The sequence below is a fragment of the Aeromonas sp. 19NY04SH05-1 genome (genome assembly GCF_040581895.1).
GTDB classification, from domain to species: Bacteria; Pseudomonadota; Gammaproteobacteria; order Enterobacterales; family Aeromonadaceae; genus Aeromonas; species Aeromonas enteropelogenes.
The window spans coordinates 2,611,736-2,628,336 of sequence record NZ_CP095328.1 but is presented as its reverse complement, the minus strand read 5'-3'; the positions used below and the strand labels follow the sequence as shown (position 1 = coordinate 2,628,336).

Sequence of the window (16,601 nt, the reverse complement as noted above, 5' to 3'; positions counted from 1 at the left end):
CCAGGGAACGGGCAATGAGTTACTTGATCCTCGGGAGTGGTGCGCTGGGCTCTGCGCTGGCAAGAGAGCTGATGAACAGGGGGGAATCCTTTCTGCTGGCGGGTCGCAGCTGCCCGGCCGGGATCGACCCCGGGGCCTGCTTCCCCATGCTGGAAGTGGACGAGCTTTCGTTCAACGCCCTCTTTACCCTCTATGACACCGAGCCGCTCCCCCGGGTGGTCATCAACACCATTGGCTTGCTGCATGGTCTCGATTTCATGCCGGAGCAGCGGGTGGAGCAGGTTCATCCCAAATGGCTGTGTGACAGCCTGCTGGCCAATGCCTGGCCGACCCTGGCCCTGGCGGCCCATTTCAGCCGTATCATGAACCCGCAACATCCATTGTGGCTCTGCGCCATCTCCGATATCGCAGGCTCCATCGGTGCCAACGAACAGGGGGCGCGCTACAGCTACCGGATGAGCAAGGCGGCCCTCGACATGGGGGTGAAGAACCTGGCACTGGAGTGGGCAAGACGCTTCCCGCAGGCCGGGGTGATCGCCGTGGCCCCCGGCCTGATGGACTCCCCGATGAACAACCCCTTCCTGGACGAGCTGCCAGACACATCGCTGCAAGCCCCTGCCGAGGTGGCGGGCAAGTTGCTGGATCTTATCGATAAACTTGCGTTGAGCCAGTCCGGCCAGCTGATCGATCTCGATGGGCAGCCGCTGCCTTGGTAGCGGTGCGGCAGACCTCCATGCGCTTCACAATATGATCATGTCACCCTTGCCAAGGAGGGGTGGCATGGCTACCGTCATCCCTCTGCCTAGGAGGGATCTCATGCGCTATATCGATTTACGAAGTGATACGGTTACCCAGCCCACCGACGCCATGCGCCAGGTCATGCTTCATGCCGACGTTGGCGATGATGTCTATGGTGAGGATCCGAGCGTCAATGCACTGGAGGCCTATGGTGCCCGTTTGCTGGGCAAGCAGGCGGCGCTGTTTGTGCCCTCTGGCACCATGTCCAACCTGCTGGCGGTGATGAGCCACTGCCAGCGCGGCGAAGGGGCCATCTTGGGGAGCGCAGCCCATATCTATCGTTACGAGGCTCAGGGGAGCGCCGTGCTGGGGTCGGTCGCGTTGCAACCTCTGCCTATGCAGCCGGATGGTACCCTGGCGCTGGCGGATATCGAGGGGGCGCTGGCACCCGACGATGCCCATTTTGTCCAGACCCGGCTCATCTGTCTCGAAAATACCCACAATGGCAAGGTCTTGCCGCTTTCCTATTTGCAGCAGGTGGGCGCCTTCGGCGCCGAGCGGGGATTGAAGCTCCATCTGGACGGAGCCCGCCTGTTCAATGCCGCCATCGCCAGCGAAACCCAGGTCGACACGCTGGCCGCGCCGTTTGACAGCATTTCGATCTGCCTCTCCAAGGGGCTGGGGGCGCCGGTGGGCTCCTTGCTGGTCGGAGAGCAGGCGTTTATCGCCCGCGCCAGACGGCTGCGCAAGATGCTGGGGGGCGGCATGCGCCAGGCGGGGATCCTGGCTCAGGCCGGCCTGTTCGTCCTGGAGCAGCATGTGCACCGGCTGGCTGACGATCACCGCCGTGCCCGTCGTCTGGCCGAAGGGCTGGCCGTCTTGCCCGGTATCGAACTGGATCTTGCCCAGGTGCAGAGCAACATGGTGTTCCTGCGCCTCAAAAACGGGGAGTCCCAGACGCTCCTTGCCTTTATGAAGGAGCGGGGGATCCTCTTCTCCGGCTATGGCGAGCTGCGGTTGGTGACCCATCTGCAGATCAATGATGACGATATCGAAGAGGTGATCGACGCCTTTACCGAATATCTGGGGGCGTGAGAAACATGGATAAACAATCAGGGCGCCGCGGCGCCCTGATTGTTTTGTATGTCGATTGAGGTGGCATCAGCCCTGGCGCTGCCCTGTCATCAACATGGCTTCGTCGGTGGCGTCGTAGATCATCACGGCGATATGGGTCACCTGGCCGCCAAAATCCGCCAGCGGTACCAGGGTCAGGTTCTGGAACATGTGGGGGGCCGAGCCCGTGATGGGGCGGTAGTTGGAGAAGCGCAGCAGATAGGGCTTCTGCTCCCAGGTGCTGAAGGCCCGGTTGTTGAGCTTGAACACCATGTTGGCCTTGCGCTCGAACCAGGCTCTGTCCACATCGGGGAAGAGGTCGAACAACACGCCATCGCGCACTTCGCCCGCCAACCGGCCGCTGTGGCTCTCCATAAAGCCGTTCCACACCTGTACCTTGTACTCCTTGTCGAGCACTACCAGGCCGACGTCCAGGTTCTGGACTATGTTCATCAGCCAATGAAATTCACGGATCTCCATAGTCACTCCTAGAGCATGTGCATGATTTTGTTGTTCATGGTGGCGATGGAATCTTCGGTAAACAGCAGCAGCAGATCACACTGCACCGCGTAGTCCTGGATCCGGTAGTTGATCTCGATGGCCAGGGTGCGGCGCCAGCGGCTCTTGTTGGTGTTGATGAGCTCGTTGATGGGCCTGTGCTGGCCGAGTACCACGGGGTGGCCCTGGCTGAAGGGGGTATCGAGCTGGCTGGCGTAACCGCGTAAAAAGGCGCCGATCAGCACGTTGGCAGTGTCCATCAGCAGCTCCAGCTCGGCGGTGCGATCCAGCGCACCCTGGTGATTCATCAGACGCGCCAAATCCTTGAAGCTGGAGTCGTGGAACAGGAGCAGGGCTTCACCGGCGATCCCGGCCCCGATAAAGCCCTGGCAGACGGCGGAGAGAGTATCCGAATCGGCCGCGGCCGACAGGGCCATGTGCAGCTCGGAGACTTCCAGCACGTTGACGTTGGGAATGGGCAGCACCACGAAGGCGTTGAGCAGCCGGGCCAGCAGATCGGCGGCCTGGCCCATGGAGACGTTGGCGAGCTCCTGATAGACGTCGCGGATCTCCGGGGTGATCTTGACGCCGGCATCGGCCAGCTCGCTCTCGGGCTGTGTTGTTGCGACGGGCTGACCGCTGGGGGCGCTATGCCAGAAGCCATGTTGCTTGAGCAGGGCGCACAGGGTGTCCGGTGATGCGGGCTTTTTGATGAAATCGAGGGCACCCAGACCCATGACCTTCTGGTAGGCTTCGGGCTGGATATCACCGGAGACCACGATCACCTTGCTGCGAAGCCCCTCCCGTTGAAGGGTCTCCAGCACGCCATAGCCATCCATCTCCGGCATGGTGAGATCGAGGAAGATGAGATCTCCATGTCCCATCAATACCTGCTCTATCCCTTCAAGACCGTTAGCGGCGTAGTGCAGGTTGACGTTCCAGTCGGCGGGGAGTGCCCGCGCCAGCTGTTTGCGGGCAAACCCCGAGTCATCACATATCAATACATTCATGGTGCGTGGCAGGCTCTGTTGGCAAGTATTGCTATTAGTGTTGCCCGCTAACGCTCAGATGCAATGGGGGAGGGCATTTGCCTGTGAAAATTGATTGTCCCACTGCCGGTTGCGATAGCGTGCCGAGTATTTTTCAACAAATTCTGCAAACATGTTAACACGCAGCGGGGCGAACTGATGTTGGCAGTGCAGCATGTAGAGGGGCCGGTTGCCGGTTTGCCAGTCGGGCAGTACCGGCACCAACTGCTCATCGTGGAGAAAACTGGCAACGTAGTGTAGCGGGGCATTGACGATCCCAAGATGCCGTCTGGCCGCCCTGACGGCTGCCTGGGTCTGGTTGACCGTCAACCTGGCCGGACGCTTGATGCAAACGTGCTGGCCATCCTTGTCGGTCAACTGCCAATGCTGGTGGGGCCAGCAGTAGATGAGATCGTGCTCTTCCAGCTGGTTGGGATGGGCGGGGGTGCCCTTCTTGGCCAGATAGAGGGGGGAGGCAAACAGGCCGTACTCGATATGACCGAGGCAGAGGGCGTTGGGCAAGGATTGGGGCAGTTCGCCGTTGAAGAACACCAGATCCCGATCGTTGTCGAACAGGTGCTGGTGATCATTGGTCTGGGTGATCTCGAACTGCACCTCGGGGTAACGCAGCCCGAATTCGGCCAGCATGTCGACCAGTATGGTATTGGAGATGGCCACGGGGGCCGCCACCCGGATCTGGCCGGTGATCTCCTCCTCCTTGCCCTGGATCTCGCTGGTGGCCTGCTCGATCTGGGCGAGGGGAGTGCACAGGCGTTCATAGTACCTGAGCCCTTCGTCAGTGAGGCGAAGCTTGCGGGTAGAGCGATGGAGCAGGGGGTAACCAAGGTGCTCTTCCAGTTGGGAGATGCGTCGACTGATGGTGCCTGTTGGCATGTCCAGTGCGGCTGCCGCGTGGGAAAATCCCCCTTCTTGCACCACCTTGACGAACAGGTAGAACTCTTCGATGTGTTTCATAAACGCTGTTCTGGGTGTAACAAGGGGGTCACCATAGAAAGAGCCTTTGCCCTTGGCAAGCGCAATTCAGCGTTTAATTGATCTGGGTTCTATTTCTGCTGAAACCTCTTTTATAACAGTGCTGCACCCGCATGCGGACTTGTTCGAGACAATTTTATCCACTCGTTTAACCGGGACAGCGAGGAGGTGTCTGGTTTCAACGTCGCTGGTATTCGCACCTGCACGGGATCTTGATGGCACTCAACACCGTGAGCATCTGTTCTAAGGTGATGGATTTATGAACGCCCTATATGTGATGGTGATCATATATTTCAAGTTTGGCTGGTAACTGGTCGCAAAGTAGCAGAGTGGTATATCAGAAACTGCTTAAGGAACGGATATTAACCGTATTGCCGTTTTTTTTGCCGCTTTGTCCAGCCAATTGGTTAATTAATGGAAAGTTGGCGGCATAAATTGACAGGAAATTTTTGAATTCAACACTTTGTCAATTGAAAATATCCTGAAAAAAGTACCAAATTGTTTCAAACAGTGTCAGCTGGCTCACTCTTAGTGGTTGTTTTTGCTGATAAAAAAAGATAAAAATTGATATTGCAATTAACCTGTAATAACCAGGTTCTTGGCTGAGTCCTATTGTCGTTTCAGCATATCGCCATCCGTTGCCGATATCTGAAATGGTATTTTCTGCTCGAGGCCATCTTGATCAAATGTGGGCACAAATTATGTGCACCCGGCATTCGACAGATGGCAGTGTGCGTTGTCTGTTGTTCGGTTAACCAGTGATCATCCAGTATGAATGACCTTGACCAGATGAATACCCTTGACGAACGGTTACTGAAAACGATGGATGTTCTGCATACCCCCATCTGGGTCTATGACATCGAGCATCACCATATTTTCTGGGCCAACAACGCCGCGCTGCCGGTCTGGGAAGCAACTTCCCTCGATGAGCTTCGCGCTCGCGATTTTTCTGCCGACATGGCTACCGCCATCGATCTCCTGTTGCAGCGCTACCTGGGGGATTTCAAGCAGGGGCGCAGCTACAACGAGTGGTGGACCCTCTCTCCCAAGGGGGTCAAAAAGCAGATCTATCTGCGTCTTTCCGGTATCCGGCTGGCGGGTCGTCTGATGATGATGACCGAGGCGGTACTGGACTCCGACTCCCTCTATCAGGAATCTTCCCTCGCGACCGGGGATACGCTGGCCTGCCTGTTTGACAGCCAGGGCAGCTTCGAGAGCGGCAACTATCACTTCGAGATGTGCTTTGGCCGCAGCATCGAACAGCTTGCCCAGATCTTTCCCGGCAACGATGACAGCTTTTACCAGAAGCTCTCCCGCCTTGATGAAGTGGTCACGGAAGGGGAGTGCCGCACCCTCAAGGGGATGCGCTGGTTCCAGTTTCAATTCCGCTATATCCAGCAGGGAGCGCGGATCCTGCTCACCATGCGGGATATTACCGACCGCAAGCTTGAGGAGCTGGAACATCGCCACCTGGCCTGGCATGACTCCCTGACCGGTCTGCTCAATCGCTATGGTCTGATGAAGTCCCTGGAGGCCTACTGCGGGCTGGGAGAGCGTTTCGCGCTGGTGTTCATGGATCTGGACAACTTCAAGCTGGTCAACGACAACTATGGCCACAAGGCCGGCGATCGCCTGCTTGAACGGGTGGCGGGCAGGCTCAGGCAGATCTGTCCGCGGGATGTGGAGCTGGCCCGTCTCGGCGGGGACGAGTTTACCGCGCTGGTGCCTCTGGGCGGTCAGGCCGATCGGGCCCAGGAGGTGGCCGATCTGATGCTCTCCCAGATGACAAGGCCCCTGCAGCTCAACGGTTTGCCCGAGGTGACCATCGGGGGGAGCATCGGCATCGCCATCTATCCGGATGATGCCGACGATGGCGACAATCTCATCACCCGGGCCGACATGGCCATGTATCAGGCCAAGCAGATGGGGCGGCTGCGCTGGCAGCGCTTTACTCCCAGCATGCAGCAGACCCTGCAACGCAAGCTCAATCTCAAGCAGTTTCTGGCCAAGGCCATTGGCCGCCAGGAGCTGAGCCTCAGTTACCAGCCCCAGGTCGATGTGGCGAAAGGTCGTCTGACCGGTTATGAGGCGCTGCTGCGCTGGCACAGCCCGGTACTGGGCCATGTCTCTCCCATTGAGTTCATCCCCCTGGCCGAGGAGATGGGGCTGATCCGCGAGATTGGCAGCTGGGTGCTCACCACGGCGCTGGCCCAGATGGCGTCTTGGCAACGACAGTTCCACAAGCGGGTGCCTGTCTCGGTCAATCTTTCGGGTTTCCAGCTCTCCGCCGCCTTGCCGGAACAGGTGGCCCAACAGCTCGCACTGCACGGGGTCGAGCCTTCGCTATTGACGCTGGAGCTGACGGAGACGGTACTGATGCTCGACATGAAAGGGTGCCTCGACATCCTGGATGCCTTGAGCGAGCAGGGGATCAAGATCGCCATCGATGACTTTGGCACAGGCTACTCGTCCCTTGCCTACCTGAACCGGCTTCCCATCGACACCATCAAGCTGGATCGCTCCTTTGTGGTGGGCCTCAATTTGCCGGTGATCCGGGCCACCACCGCCATGGCTACCAGCCTGGGACTGGGGATCATGGCCGAAGGGGTGGAAGAGCCGCACGAACTGGCAGCCTTGAAGGCACAGGGGTGTCATGCCTTCCAGGGCTATCTGTTCAGCAAGCCCCAGACGGTGGCCGAAGTGGAAGCGAGCGACTTCACGGTTGAGTGTCAAATGGGAAGCTATCCACTGGTGGGAATTGCCTCGCTGATTAATTAATGTGCTGTGAATCGTGTTTTTGCAGTTTATAATGTTAAGTTTTTCGCAATTTAGTGCACTTTTTTGCTGTGCGTCATAGGACTTTTTAGCAGAGATTGCTAGCATGCGGCCTCATTTCATGGGAAAGGAGTACCGCAATAATGAGTCAAGCCGAAGTCCATGCCAGTCCGGGCAACCAATCCAACGGCTGGTTGAACCGCTTCCTGAATGGTGTCGAGAAAGCCGGGAACAAATTACCCGACCCCGCCATGCTGTTTCTGTATGCCCTGCTGATCGTCTGGGTCGGCTCCTGGGTGCTGTCGCAATTCCAGTTTGATCTGGTCAATCCCCGCACCGGCGAAGCCGTGGTCGTCAACAACCTGCTGACCGGTGCCGGCCTTGCCGAGTTCCTCTCCAGCATGGTCACCACCTTCACCGGGTTTGCCCCCCTTGGCATCGTGCTGGTCGCCATGCTGGGGGTCGGGGTTGCCGAGCAATCCGGCTTCATCAATACCGGCCTGAAAAAACTGCTGAAAGTGACGCCGGCCCGTTTCCTGACCCCCATGCTGATCCTGGTGGCCATCGTCAGCCATACCGCTGCTGATGCGGGTTATGTGCTGGTGATCCCCATCGGCGGCATCATTTTCCACGCCGCGGGTCGTCATCCGCTGGCGGGGATTGCGGCGGCGTTTGCCGGCGTGTCCGGTGGCTTTGCCGCCAACTTCCTGCCCTCCGGTGGTGACGCCCTGCTGCAGGGCTTCACCCAGTCAGCCGCCCAGCTGCTTGACCCCGAGTACATGGTCAACACCCTGTGCAACATCATCTTTACCGGGGCCTCCTCCCTGCTGATCATCTGTGTCGGCTGGTTTGTCACCGAGAAGATCGTGGAGCCGCGCCTCAAGCATGTGCCCCTCAACGACGATCTGGAGAGTGCCGACGAGATGGGGCGCTACAGCGCGCAAGAGAGTCGCGCCTTCAACTGGGCCGGATTTGCCATGCTGGCGGCCATCGCGCTGCTGGCCCTGGCGCTCTCGCCGGCGGATTCCCCCCTGCGTGCCGCAGACGGCTCGCTGACCACCTTCGCTGCCCCCGTGATGAAGTCCATCGTGCCGCTCATCTTCCTGCTCTTCATCCTGCCCGGTATCGTTTACGGCTTCGTGGCCGGTACCTTCAAGAGCGGCAAGGATGTGATCGATGCCATGTCGGCCACCATGAACAAGATGGGCTCCTACATGGTGATGGCCTTCTTCTGTGCGCTCTTCATCAAGGCGTTTGGTGATTCCAACCTGGGCACCCTGCTGGCCCTCTCCGGTGCCGAAGTGCTGCACGCCCTGGCGCTGCCGGGTGAAGTGACCATCGTCGGGATGATCCTGCTTACTGCCACCGTCAACCTGGTGGTGGGCTCGGCTTCCGCCAAATGGGCGCTGATCAGCCCGATCCTGGTGCCCATGCTGATGGCTGTCGGGATCTCCCCCGAGCTGACTCAGGCGGCGTACCGGGTAGGGGATTCAGCCTCCAACATCATCACACCCCTGATGGTCTTCTTCCCGCTGGTGGTGGTCTATTGCCAGCGCTATGTGAAGAGCACAGGTATCGGGACCCTGGTCTCCATGATGCTGCCATACTCCCTGGCCTTCCTGGTGAGCTGGACCATCTTCCTGCTGGTCTACTGGGCGCTGGGCTTCCCTCTCGGGTTGCAGGCCCCCTATGTCTATCCGGCCCCTTGATGGGGTGAGTGCGAGGGAGCCTTGGGCTCCCTCGTTTTTTTGGTTATGGTGTTACCTCATTTTGGAGGTGCCATGAATCCGACCATCGATCTCATCCTGTCCCATCGTTCCATTCGCCAGTTCAGCGCCGAGCCGATAGTGCCCGAGCAGCTGGATGCCATCCTCGCCGCCGCGCAATCAGCCGCCAGCTCGAGTTTTCTGCAGGTGACCAGCATCATCCGGGTGACAGAGCCGCAGGCGCGTGCCCGGTTGGTTGAGCTTGCCGGCAACCAGCCTTATGTGGCCCAAGCCGCCGAGTTTCTGGTGTTCTGCGCCGACTACTATCGCCATACCCAGATCGTGCCCGATGCCAGAACCGGCTACGCGGAGCAGTTGCTCATCGGTGCCATCGACGGTGCCCTGATGGCGCAAAATGCCCTGCTGGCTGCCCAGTCCCTGGGCTTGGGCGGTGTCTATATCGGCGGTATTCGCAACCATCCGGTCGAGGTGAGCGAACTCCTGGGGTTACCTCATCAGGTGATCCCGTTGTTTGGTCTCTGTCTGGGCCATCCTGCCCAGCAGCCGGAGCAGAAGCCCCGTTTGCCAAAGGCGCTGGTGGTGCATCAGGATCGCAACCAACAGACGCTGGATCGCGATTTGCTGGCACAATACGACGAGCAGATCCTGGCCTATTACCAGGCGCGCAGCAGCAATAACAAGCAGCAGACCTGGAGCAGCCAGATCCGCGCCATTCTGGGCAAGGAGTCCCGTCCCTTCATGCTGGGGTTCCTGCAATCCCGGGGCTTTAATCTCAAGTAATCATCCCGCTGGGCGATACTAAGGGGGTGGCCATTTCGGCCAGCCCCCAGATCCTGCCCTGAGACCGGGGACACAGCTTGATGACAAATCGTGGACACAGGGGCTCTGCAGGCTACCTTAAGTAGGTAAGCTGTTGTAGGATCACGCAATTGGATTGGGACAGGGGTTTGGACATCCTATGATTATCACTTTGGTATTGCTGTCTATTGGCGCGCTCCTGTTTTTGGTCATCGCCTATAACGTGGTGCAGCAATATAAGCAGAAGGCGGAGGCCGACAAGCGCCACGCTGTTGCCAGACACAAGACGGTGGCCGACGAGACCGAAGAGGTCCTGCTCAACGTCAATCTGGTGCCTTTCTCCAAAAACATGGTGCTGCTGTTGCAACACCGCATTCTCGACGCCTACCGCGCCATTGCCCTGTTGATGCCCAATACCCAGGTCAAGCAGCGGATTGCCGATGTGCAGACCCAGATCAAGAACGTGCAGGAGAATTACAGCAGTCAGGATGAAGGCCACTTCAAGACACCGGAGTCGGATCGCCAGGCGATCCAGATGCTGCAACTGGTCAAGAAGATGCGCGCCCTGCTGCGGGTCGAACACAACAAGGGCAAGATAGATCCGCAAGGATTTGCCCAGGAAGATCGCCGCCTTGAGCTGATGCAGCTCAAGATCAATATCTCCAACCTGGTCAAGCGGGCGATGGATGCCCAGATCCAGGGCCAGTACGGTACCTGTCGCCAGCTCTATACCAAGGGACTGTCCGTGATGGCGGGGGTGAGCGACAAGGATCCTTATCTGCTGGCGCGGGAAGAGGATATGCGTCAGGGGCTCATGGCTCTGGATGAGCTGCAGCAGCAAAACAGTGCCCAGGATCTGCAAAACATCAAGGACAGGGAGACCGACGAGCTCGATGTCCTGTTCCAACCCAAGAAGAAATGGTAACCATGTCTCACCCACTCGATTCCACACTGGGGCCAATGGCCCCATTTGTTTCTCAGCTGTTGACCGAACTGGCCGCCCTTGGCGTCAACATGACAGCTCCCCATATCGATCACCTCTGCTACCGTGCCGCCAATTTGTCCGAATACCAGTCTCTGTGCGAGGTACTGACGGGGGCGGGGGAGTTGCTGGTGGAGGGGATGATTGGTGGGCGCCCCATCGCGACCTATCGCTTGAATCAGCCTGTCAGGGTAGGGGATGTCGAAGTCCCCTGCATCGAGCTGGCAGCCCCCAAACCGGGGCGCAGCCACCAGGCTGGGCTTGAACATATCGAGCTGGTGGTGCCTTCGCTGGCCACCCTGGTGGAGCTGTACCCGACGTTGCCGTTCAAGACTGACAATATGATGGATGAGCGCAACCCGGACATAGGCCTGATGCTGCCGTCGGGGCAGATCAAATTCCACCTGCGCTCCCTGGCCGAAGTGATCGCCGAAGAGGTGGCCACCGGCGCCGTGGTGCTCGTTCCCGCCGATTATTTCTCCCGGGCGTAATTAGCCTTACCCCGTGGAATCGTGAGTAAGATTGCCAGCCGGGCAGAGCGCTGCGCTTTTTACGGCTGGCAAGCGAATACCATCTATCCCGATGGGGTGGGTGCCTTGTGGCATACCTTGTGCCACACTGGCGCCCTGCCGGGAGTCCCCCGTAAATGACCCTCATGCTGCCATCACGGAGTGAGTTTCCAGCATCATGTCCTCGTCACACCCCGTCCCGTACCACTTCACCCGAATTGAACGGGTGCTCGACTACATCCACTCCCATCTGGATGAACCCTTGTCGCTGGAGCAGCTGGCGGAACAGAGCTGCTGGTCGCGCTGGCAACTGCAGCGGATGTTTTTGCACGAAACCGGGCTGACGGTGGCCAGCTATGTGCGCGAGCTCAAGTTGAGCCTGGCGGCGGAGGCGCTGCTGTCGGGACGGCAACGAGTGCTGGATCTGGCGCTCTGCTACGGTTTTGGCTCAGAGGTGAGTTTTAGCCGTGCCTTCAAGCAGCAGTTTGGCTGCTCACCGCTGGCCTATCGAAAGCGGGGACTGAGACAGGGGTTGCGTACTCCGCTGGTGAGGGCAGCGATGGCGGTTGCAAGTCCCCCCAAGCTGGTGCAGGTGCGAATAGAGAGCAAGCCTGGTTTCACCCTGCATGGGGTCAGGGGGCAGATCAGCGGTCTGTTTGCCGAGGCGCCCGATTTTCAGCAGACGGTGCCCGCCATCTGGCGGGCCTTGCGTGATACCGGTGCGCTGGAGAGGGCAAGGGAGCTGATCGGTGTCGTGGATGTCTCGGCGGCGGGCGCCATTTTGCCCTACTGGGCCTGTGTGGCAGAGGAAGGTGACGAGGCATCACCGGGACTTGCGTCCTTGACCATCCCAGCCCAGACCTATGCGGTACTCACCCACGTGGGCCCCATCAGCCAGCTGGGAGAGAGTCTCAACTGGTTCATTCTGCACTGGCTGCCATCTTCCAGTTATCGCGGGTTGGACGGATTCGAGCTGGAGCGCTATGGCGTCGGGTTCGACGGCCAGCAGCCGGATGCCAGCATGGAGTACTGGTTGCCCATCTCACCGCGCTGATCCCAAAGTGCTCGAGGGGGCTGTCTGGGAACGAGCCGCCGTCCTGGTGGGCACTGATCATCTACCCATTGCCTCTTACCTGACTAGATAGTCATTTGAATTCAAAGCCATTTTCACTCGACACGAAGGGTTTTCGGTTGAGGCTTTTTTGTCTGTTTTTCACCGCCTTGCCTGCCAACATGCCCCAAATTGTTAATTTCGGGACCAATTAGCGCAATAAAATGCAAATGAGATTTGTTACTATTAACGCGCATTAGGCAGTCGAGGATCAGATGCAATTTGTTCGCCCTACATTGACCGTGGTCGCCGCGACCATTTCCACCCTGTTGACCGGTTCCGTGCTGGCCGCCCCTGCCCAGCGTTCGCAGGAGGCGCAGGCCGATGAGACCCTGACCGTGCTCGGTCAGACTTATCGCAACACAGCGACCAAGACCCGGCTCGACCCTATCGAGACACCCCAGGCCATCTCGGTGGTGGACGGCGAGACACTGGAACAGCGAGGTGTCAGTTCGGTGAGCGAGGCGCTGCGCTATGTGCCCGGCGTCAACACCGAGCTGCGCGGGGGTGCCGTCAACCGGCTGGATCTATTCAACATCCGCGGTTTTGACAACTACCAGAATTTTTACGATGGCCTGCTGCTGCAGTACAACGAGTGGAACCTGCAACCCCAGATAGATCCGGTGGCCATCGAGCAGCTGGAGGTGTTCAAGGGGCCAACCTCGGTGCTTTATGGCAGTATGCCCCCCGGCGGCATGGTCAACCTTATCGCCAAGCGCCCCCAGCGTGAGGCAAGCCACAGTGTGAACGTCGCCACAGGCACGGGCAATCTCAAGGAGATGAGCCTCGACAGCACGGGGGCCATCAGCGAGACCCTCGCCTACCGCATGGTAGGGCTGGCCCGCCAGAAAGAGGGGCAGGCGGTTACCTCACAGGAGGAGCGCTACGTCTTTGCGCCATCGCTGGACTGGCAGCTGGGCGAGCGCACCCTGCTCAACCTGAATCTCTACTACCAGCGGGACCCGGCGGCGGGCATCTACACGACGGTACCGGCCAGCGGCTCGGTGGAGGCCAATCCCCTGGGCCAGCTTGGCAGTGACACCTTCCTGGGGGACGAGCAGTGGAACCACTACAGTCGGGAGGTGACCCTGCTGGGCTACAAGCTGAGCCACGACTTCAACGATCGCTGGCAACTGCTGCAAAATGCCCGCTATATGGATGCCTCGGCCGATCAGCGCAACACCTACAACGGGGCGCTGGAGGTGGATCACCGTACCCTGACCCGCAACGCCTATCTGACGGATGAAGACTCCCGTGGCTTTGTCATCGACAACCAGCTGGCGGGCAGGGTACAAACCGGCGCCGCCCAGCACAACCTGCTGCTCGGGGTCGACTATCAGTATCTGGATGCCCATGTGCTTTACCAGGATACCCTGGACTATTCGGCGCCCGCCATTGACATCTTCGCCCCGAACCACAACCAGCTGGCCTCGGTGCAGCCAACGTTCAACTACCAGGACAAGAAGGTGATCCGCCAGCACCAGAGCGGTCTCTATCTGCAGGATCAACTGCGCCTCGATCGACTGGTGGTGATTGGCGGTGCGCGCTACGACAGCTACCGGATGGACACCGACAGCCACTCCCTCTATCAGGGGGCGGCGAGCCATACCCTGGCCACCGTGGATCAGAACAATCTCTCTTTGCGCCTCGGCACCCTGTACGAGCTGGACGGCGGTTTCTCCCCCTATGCGAGCTATGCCGAGAGTTTCGAGCCGGTATCGGGGGCAGACAAGCATGGCAAGGCGTTTGAGCCGGCCACCGGCCAGCAGTGGGAGGGGGGCGTCAAGTACCTCTCCGATGACATGAGCAAGACGGCGACCGTCTCGATGTTCCACATCACCAAGCAGCACGCGCTGGTGACGGATCCGGACAACCTCTACGGCCCCATGCTGCAGACCGGGGAGATGGTCTCCCGCGGCGTCGAGCTGGAGGGGAGGGTCGAGCTAACCAGCCAGCTTGATCTGGTGCTCAATTACACCCGACTCGATATGGAGATCACCCGCGATACCACGAGCCTGCAGGGCAAAACGCCGGTCTGGGTGCCCGAGCAGACCGCCTCCTTGTGGAGCAACTATCGCTTCGAGCGGGGTCTGTGGCTGGGGGCCGGCTTGCGTTATGTGGGCAAGGCCCAGCTCGATGCCGACAACAGCGGCACAGTGCCCGATTACCTGCTGATGGACATGAGTGCTTCTTACGATCTGGCGCATCTCAGCCAGCGTTTCAAGGGGGTGGAAGCCTCTCTCGTCGCCAGCAATCTGTTCGACAAGACCTACTACTCCTGCTACGACCGGAACAACTGCTGGTTCGGGGCCGAGCGCAACCTGGAGGCGCGACTCAAATACGCATTCTGACCCTGCGCCCCGGAGATCGTCCGGGGCTTGCCAGCGCACCCTCTTATGCTCCATCAGCCCCGCGTCATCCGACCGGGGCTGATGGGGGGCGCACTGTACTCGCCATGCCTACTCTGGAAGCACTGCGGAGAGCGCCTCGGGATGAGATAGCGGCGGAGCATCGGGCTCTGTTTGCGGTCGCCGCCAAGCTTATCCCGTCGCTGACGGGACGCATTCGGGAGGCGGAGGGGAGCGCTCTGCTGACGTCATCCTCGCCGATGTCGCCTGCCCAGGTCGCGGCCGGGCTTTATGCCTATTGGCAGCAGGCACATCCGGAGGCGGGTCCGGCCTACTGGCTGACCCGCAGCTGGAGCATGCTCAGCTGGCAGTCCATCTATCTGGCCATGGTGGCCGTCTATCGCCAGGGGGCCGTGCCTGCGCTGGATAAGCTGGAACTGGGCTATCGGGAGGGACTGGTCAGTGGCATGACCCTGCCGGTGGCGCCCATGATCAAGGGGGAGACAGAGACCCTGATCGAGGCTGCGGGCACGCGGTTGCAGGTGCACTGGCAGGCACTGCTTGCGCTGCTTGGCGGGGTTCAACGGTTGCGGCCCGGTTTCGTGCGCCCGCTCCTGGCCGATGATCTGCTGGCGGCACTGGTGCGGGTGCCGGACTTTTTTGCCGAGGTGAGCCGCGAGACGGTGGCGGCCCACGCACCGCTCTGGCTCGCCGCCTGCGCCCTGCCGGATAGCCATCTGGCGGGGTGGCGTCCGGCCTCGTTACCGCAGAATGATGCGTCCCCCGGCTATGTGCGTCAGCGTTGCTGCCTGCATTACAAGCGCCGCGATGGCGCGCTCTGCGGCAACTGCCCGCGGCGCCAGGAGAGCAAGAAGACAGGGGAGCCGGCCGAGCCATAGCCATCGATGCTTGGCTCGCCTTGCCTCTGGCAAACACCTGTTTCCGATATAGGCCGCCATTATGGCGGCCTTGTTATGTCTATTTCTGATCGCCCATCTTGCTGCGAATGCGGGCAAACAGGCTCTGCAGGCAGGCCTGATCCCGATCGGCGGCGCGCACCGCGCCATACATATGGCGGCGCACGCCATCCCCGAGTGGCCGTGTTTCGAGCAGCCCCTGGCGGATAAACTCGTCGCTGGCCCAGCGCGGCAGGGCGGCGACACCCAGCCCGGCGGCAGCCATCTGCAACATGACCGAGGTGTTGTCCACCGGCTTGCAGCGAGCGGGCTCCACTCCGGCCGGTTGCAGGAAGCGGCTGAACACATCCATCCGGGTGCGCTCCACCGGGTAGACCAGCAATACCTCCTGGCGAAGATCTTCTGGTGCGATGCGCGCTTGCCGACAGAGCGGGTGATCCGGTGCCATCACCAGGGTGAGATCGAAGGCAAACAGCGGTTCGAAATGAAGATCGCCGCGGGCCTGCACGTCCGAGGTGAGCAGCAGATCGAGTTGGCCGCCGAGCAGGGCAGCCAGGGCATCGAAGCCCGGCACCGACTCCACCTCCAGATCCACCCCTGGCCACTGGCGGCGAAAATCAGGCAACAGCGGCAGCAGCCACTGGATGCAGCTGTGGCAATCGAGCGCCAGATGCAGGCGGCCGGCGTCACCGTTGTGCAGGGCCTGTAGCTGCTTCTCTGTCTGGGCCAGGGCGGGCAGCACCTGACGGGCCAGGGTCAGCAGCTGGTTGCCCGCCGCCGTCAGCACCAGGGGTCGGCTCTTTCGCAAAAACAGCTCCAGATTGAGGCGAGTCTCCAACTCCTTCAACTGGTGGGAGAGGGCCGACTGGGTGAGGTTGAGGGTGAGCGCCGCCCCTGCCAGCGACCCTTGCTCGGCCAGTGCCGTCACCGTCTTCAAGTGTTTGATCTCGATGCTTGAATTACTTGGCACCGCCATGACATGGCTCCTTGTGGCATCGGCTGACGATGCGCTTGCGTGTCAGTTGAAGATTTCTTGAGAAGCAGTTGAAAAGGATTCAATAGCC

Annotated in this window: 14 protein-coding genes; 10 read left to right on the top strand and 4 right to left on the bottom strand. The window is 59.9% G+C overall.

What is annotated here, in order from left to right; genetic code table 11:
- Positions 1-14 precede the first annotated feature (14 nt).
- Positions 15-716, top strand: a complete 702-nt coding sequence (locus MRK42_RS12005; protein WP_026456737.1) for an SDR family oxidoreductase — start codon at positions 15-17, stop codon at positions 714-716.
- 100 nt (positions 717-816) lie between these two features.
- A complete protein-coding gene (ltaE, locus tag MRK42_RS12000) occupies positions 817-1,833 on the top strand; it encodes a low-specificity L-threonine aldolase (RefSeq protein WP_338610122.1) in 1,017 nt (338 codons plus the stop codon).
- Between the two features lie 66 nt (positions 1,834-1,899).
- Here the strand turns inward: ltaE and MRK42_RS11995 are convergent, their stop codons facing one another.
- Genes MRK42_RS11995 through MRK42_RS11985 form a run of 3 tightly spaced genes read right to left on the bottom strand, consistent with a single transcriptional unit; the run spans position 1,900 to position 4,352 of the window.
- Positions 1,900-2,331, bottom strand: a complete 432-nt coding sequence (locus MRK42_RS11995) for a PAS domain-containing protein (protein WP_042071613.1) — start codon at positions 2,329-2,331, stop codon at positions 1,900-1,902.
- An 8-nt stretch (positions 2,332-2,339) separates the two neighbouring features.
- Positions 2,340-3,359, bottom strand: a complete 1,020-nt coding sequence (locus tag MRK42_RS11990; protein WP_061477272.1) for a response regulator — start codon at positions 3,357-3,359, stop codon at positions 2,340-2,342.
- A 54-nt stretch (positions 3,360-3,413) separates the two neighbouring features.
- Positions 3,414-4,352 (bottom strand): LysR family transcriptional regulator, encoded by a 939-nt coding sequence (locus MRK42_RS11985; protein ID WP_042028948.1) that lies wholly within the window; start codon positions 4,350-4,352, stop codon positions 3,414-3,416.
- An 840-nt stretch (positions 4,353-5,192) separates the two neighbouring features.
- Between MRK42_RS11985 and MRK42_RS11980 the strand changes: the two genes are divergently transcribed.
- The 8 genes from MRK42_RS11980 (at position 5,193) to MRK42_RS11945 (ending at position 15,519) form a co-directional block, all read left to right on the top strand.
- On the top strand, positions 5,193-7,148 hold the full coding sequence (locus MRK42_RS11980; protein ID WP_124239294.1) for an EAL domain-containing protein: 1,956 nt from the start codon (positions 5,193-5,195) through the stop codon (positions 7,146-7,148).
- 140 nt (positions 7,149-7,288) lie between these two features.
- On the top strand, positions 7,289-8,854 hold the full coding sequence (locus MRK42_RS11975) for an AbgT family transporter (protein WP_026457802.1): 1,566 nt from the start codon (positions 7,289-7,291) through the stop codon (positions 8,852-8,854).
- A gap of 72 nt (positions 8,855-8,926) precedes the next feature.
- Positions 8,927-9,652: an oxygen-insensitive NADPH nitroreductase gene (nfsA, locus tag MRK42_RS11970; protein ID WP_338610116.1), complete on the top strand. Its 726-nt coding sequence runs from the start codon at positions 8,927-8,929 to the stop codon at positions 9,650-9,652.
- A 178-nt stretch (positions 9,653-9,830) separates the two neighbouring features.
- Complete coding sequence (locus MRK42_RS11965; RefSeq protein WP_042028943.1) at positions 9,831-10,595, top strand: hypothetical protein; 765 nt, start codon at positions 9,831-9,833, stop codon at positions 10,593-10,595.
- Positions 10,589-11,143 (top strand): VOC family protein, encoded by a 555-nt coding sequence (locus MRK42_RS11960; RefSeq protein WP_338610113.1) that lies wholly within the window; start codon positions 10,589-10,591, stop codon positions 11,141-11,143. Before MRK42_RS11965 ends, MRK42_RS11960 begins: the two co-directional genes overlap by 7 nt.
- A gap of 196 nt (positions 11,144-11,339) precedes the next feature.
- Positions 11,340-12,215: an AraC family transcriptional regulator gene (locus MRK42_RS11955; RefSeq protein WP_338610111.1), complete on the top strand. Its 876-nt coding sequence runs from the start codon at positions 11,340-11,342 to the stop codon at positions 12,213-12,215.
- 272 nt (positions 12,216-12,487) lie between these two features.
- A complete protein-coding gene (locus tag MRK42_RS11950; RefSeq protein ID WP_338610109.1) occupies positions 12,488-14,623 on the top strand; it encodes a TonB-dependent siderophore receptor in 2,136 nt (711 codons plus the stop codon).
- 104 nt (positions 14,624-14,727) lie between these two features.
- A complete protein-coding gene (locus MRK42_RS11945) occupies positions 14,728-15,519 on the top strand; it encodes a siderophore ferric iron reductase (RefSeq protein ID WP_338610107.1) in 792 nt (263 codons plus the stop codon).
- Positions 15,520-15,598: 79 nt separating this feature from the next.
- Here MRK42_RS11945 and MRK42_RS11940 read toward each other — a convergent pair whose 3' ends face one another.
- Complete coding sequence (locus MRK42_RS11940; RefSeq protein ID WP_338610105.1) at positions 15,599-16,513, bottom strand: LysR substrate-binding domain-containing protein; 915 nt, start codon at positions 16,511-16,513, stop codon at positions 15,599-15,601.
- Positions 16,514-16,601: the final 88 nt, after the last annotated feature.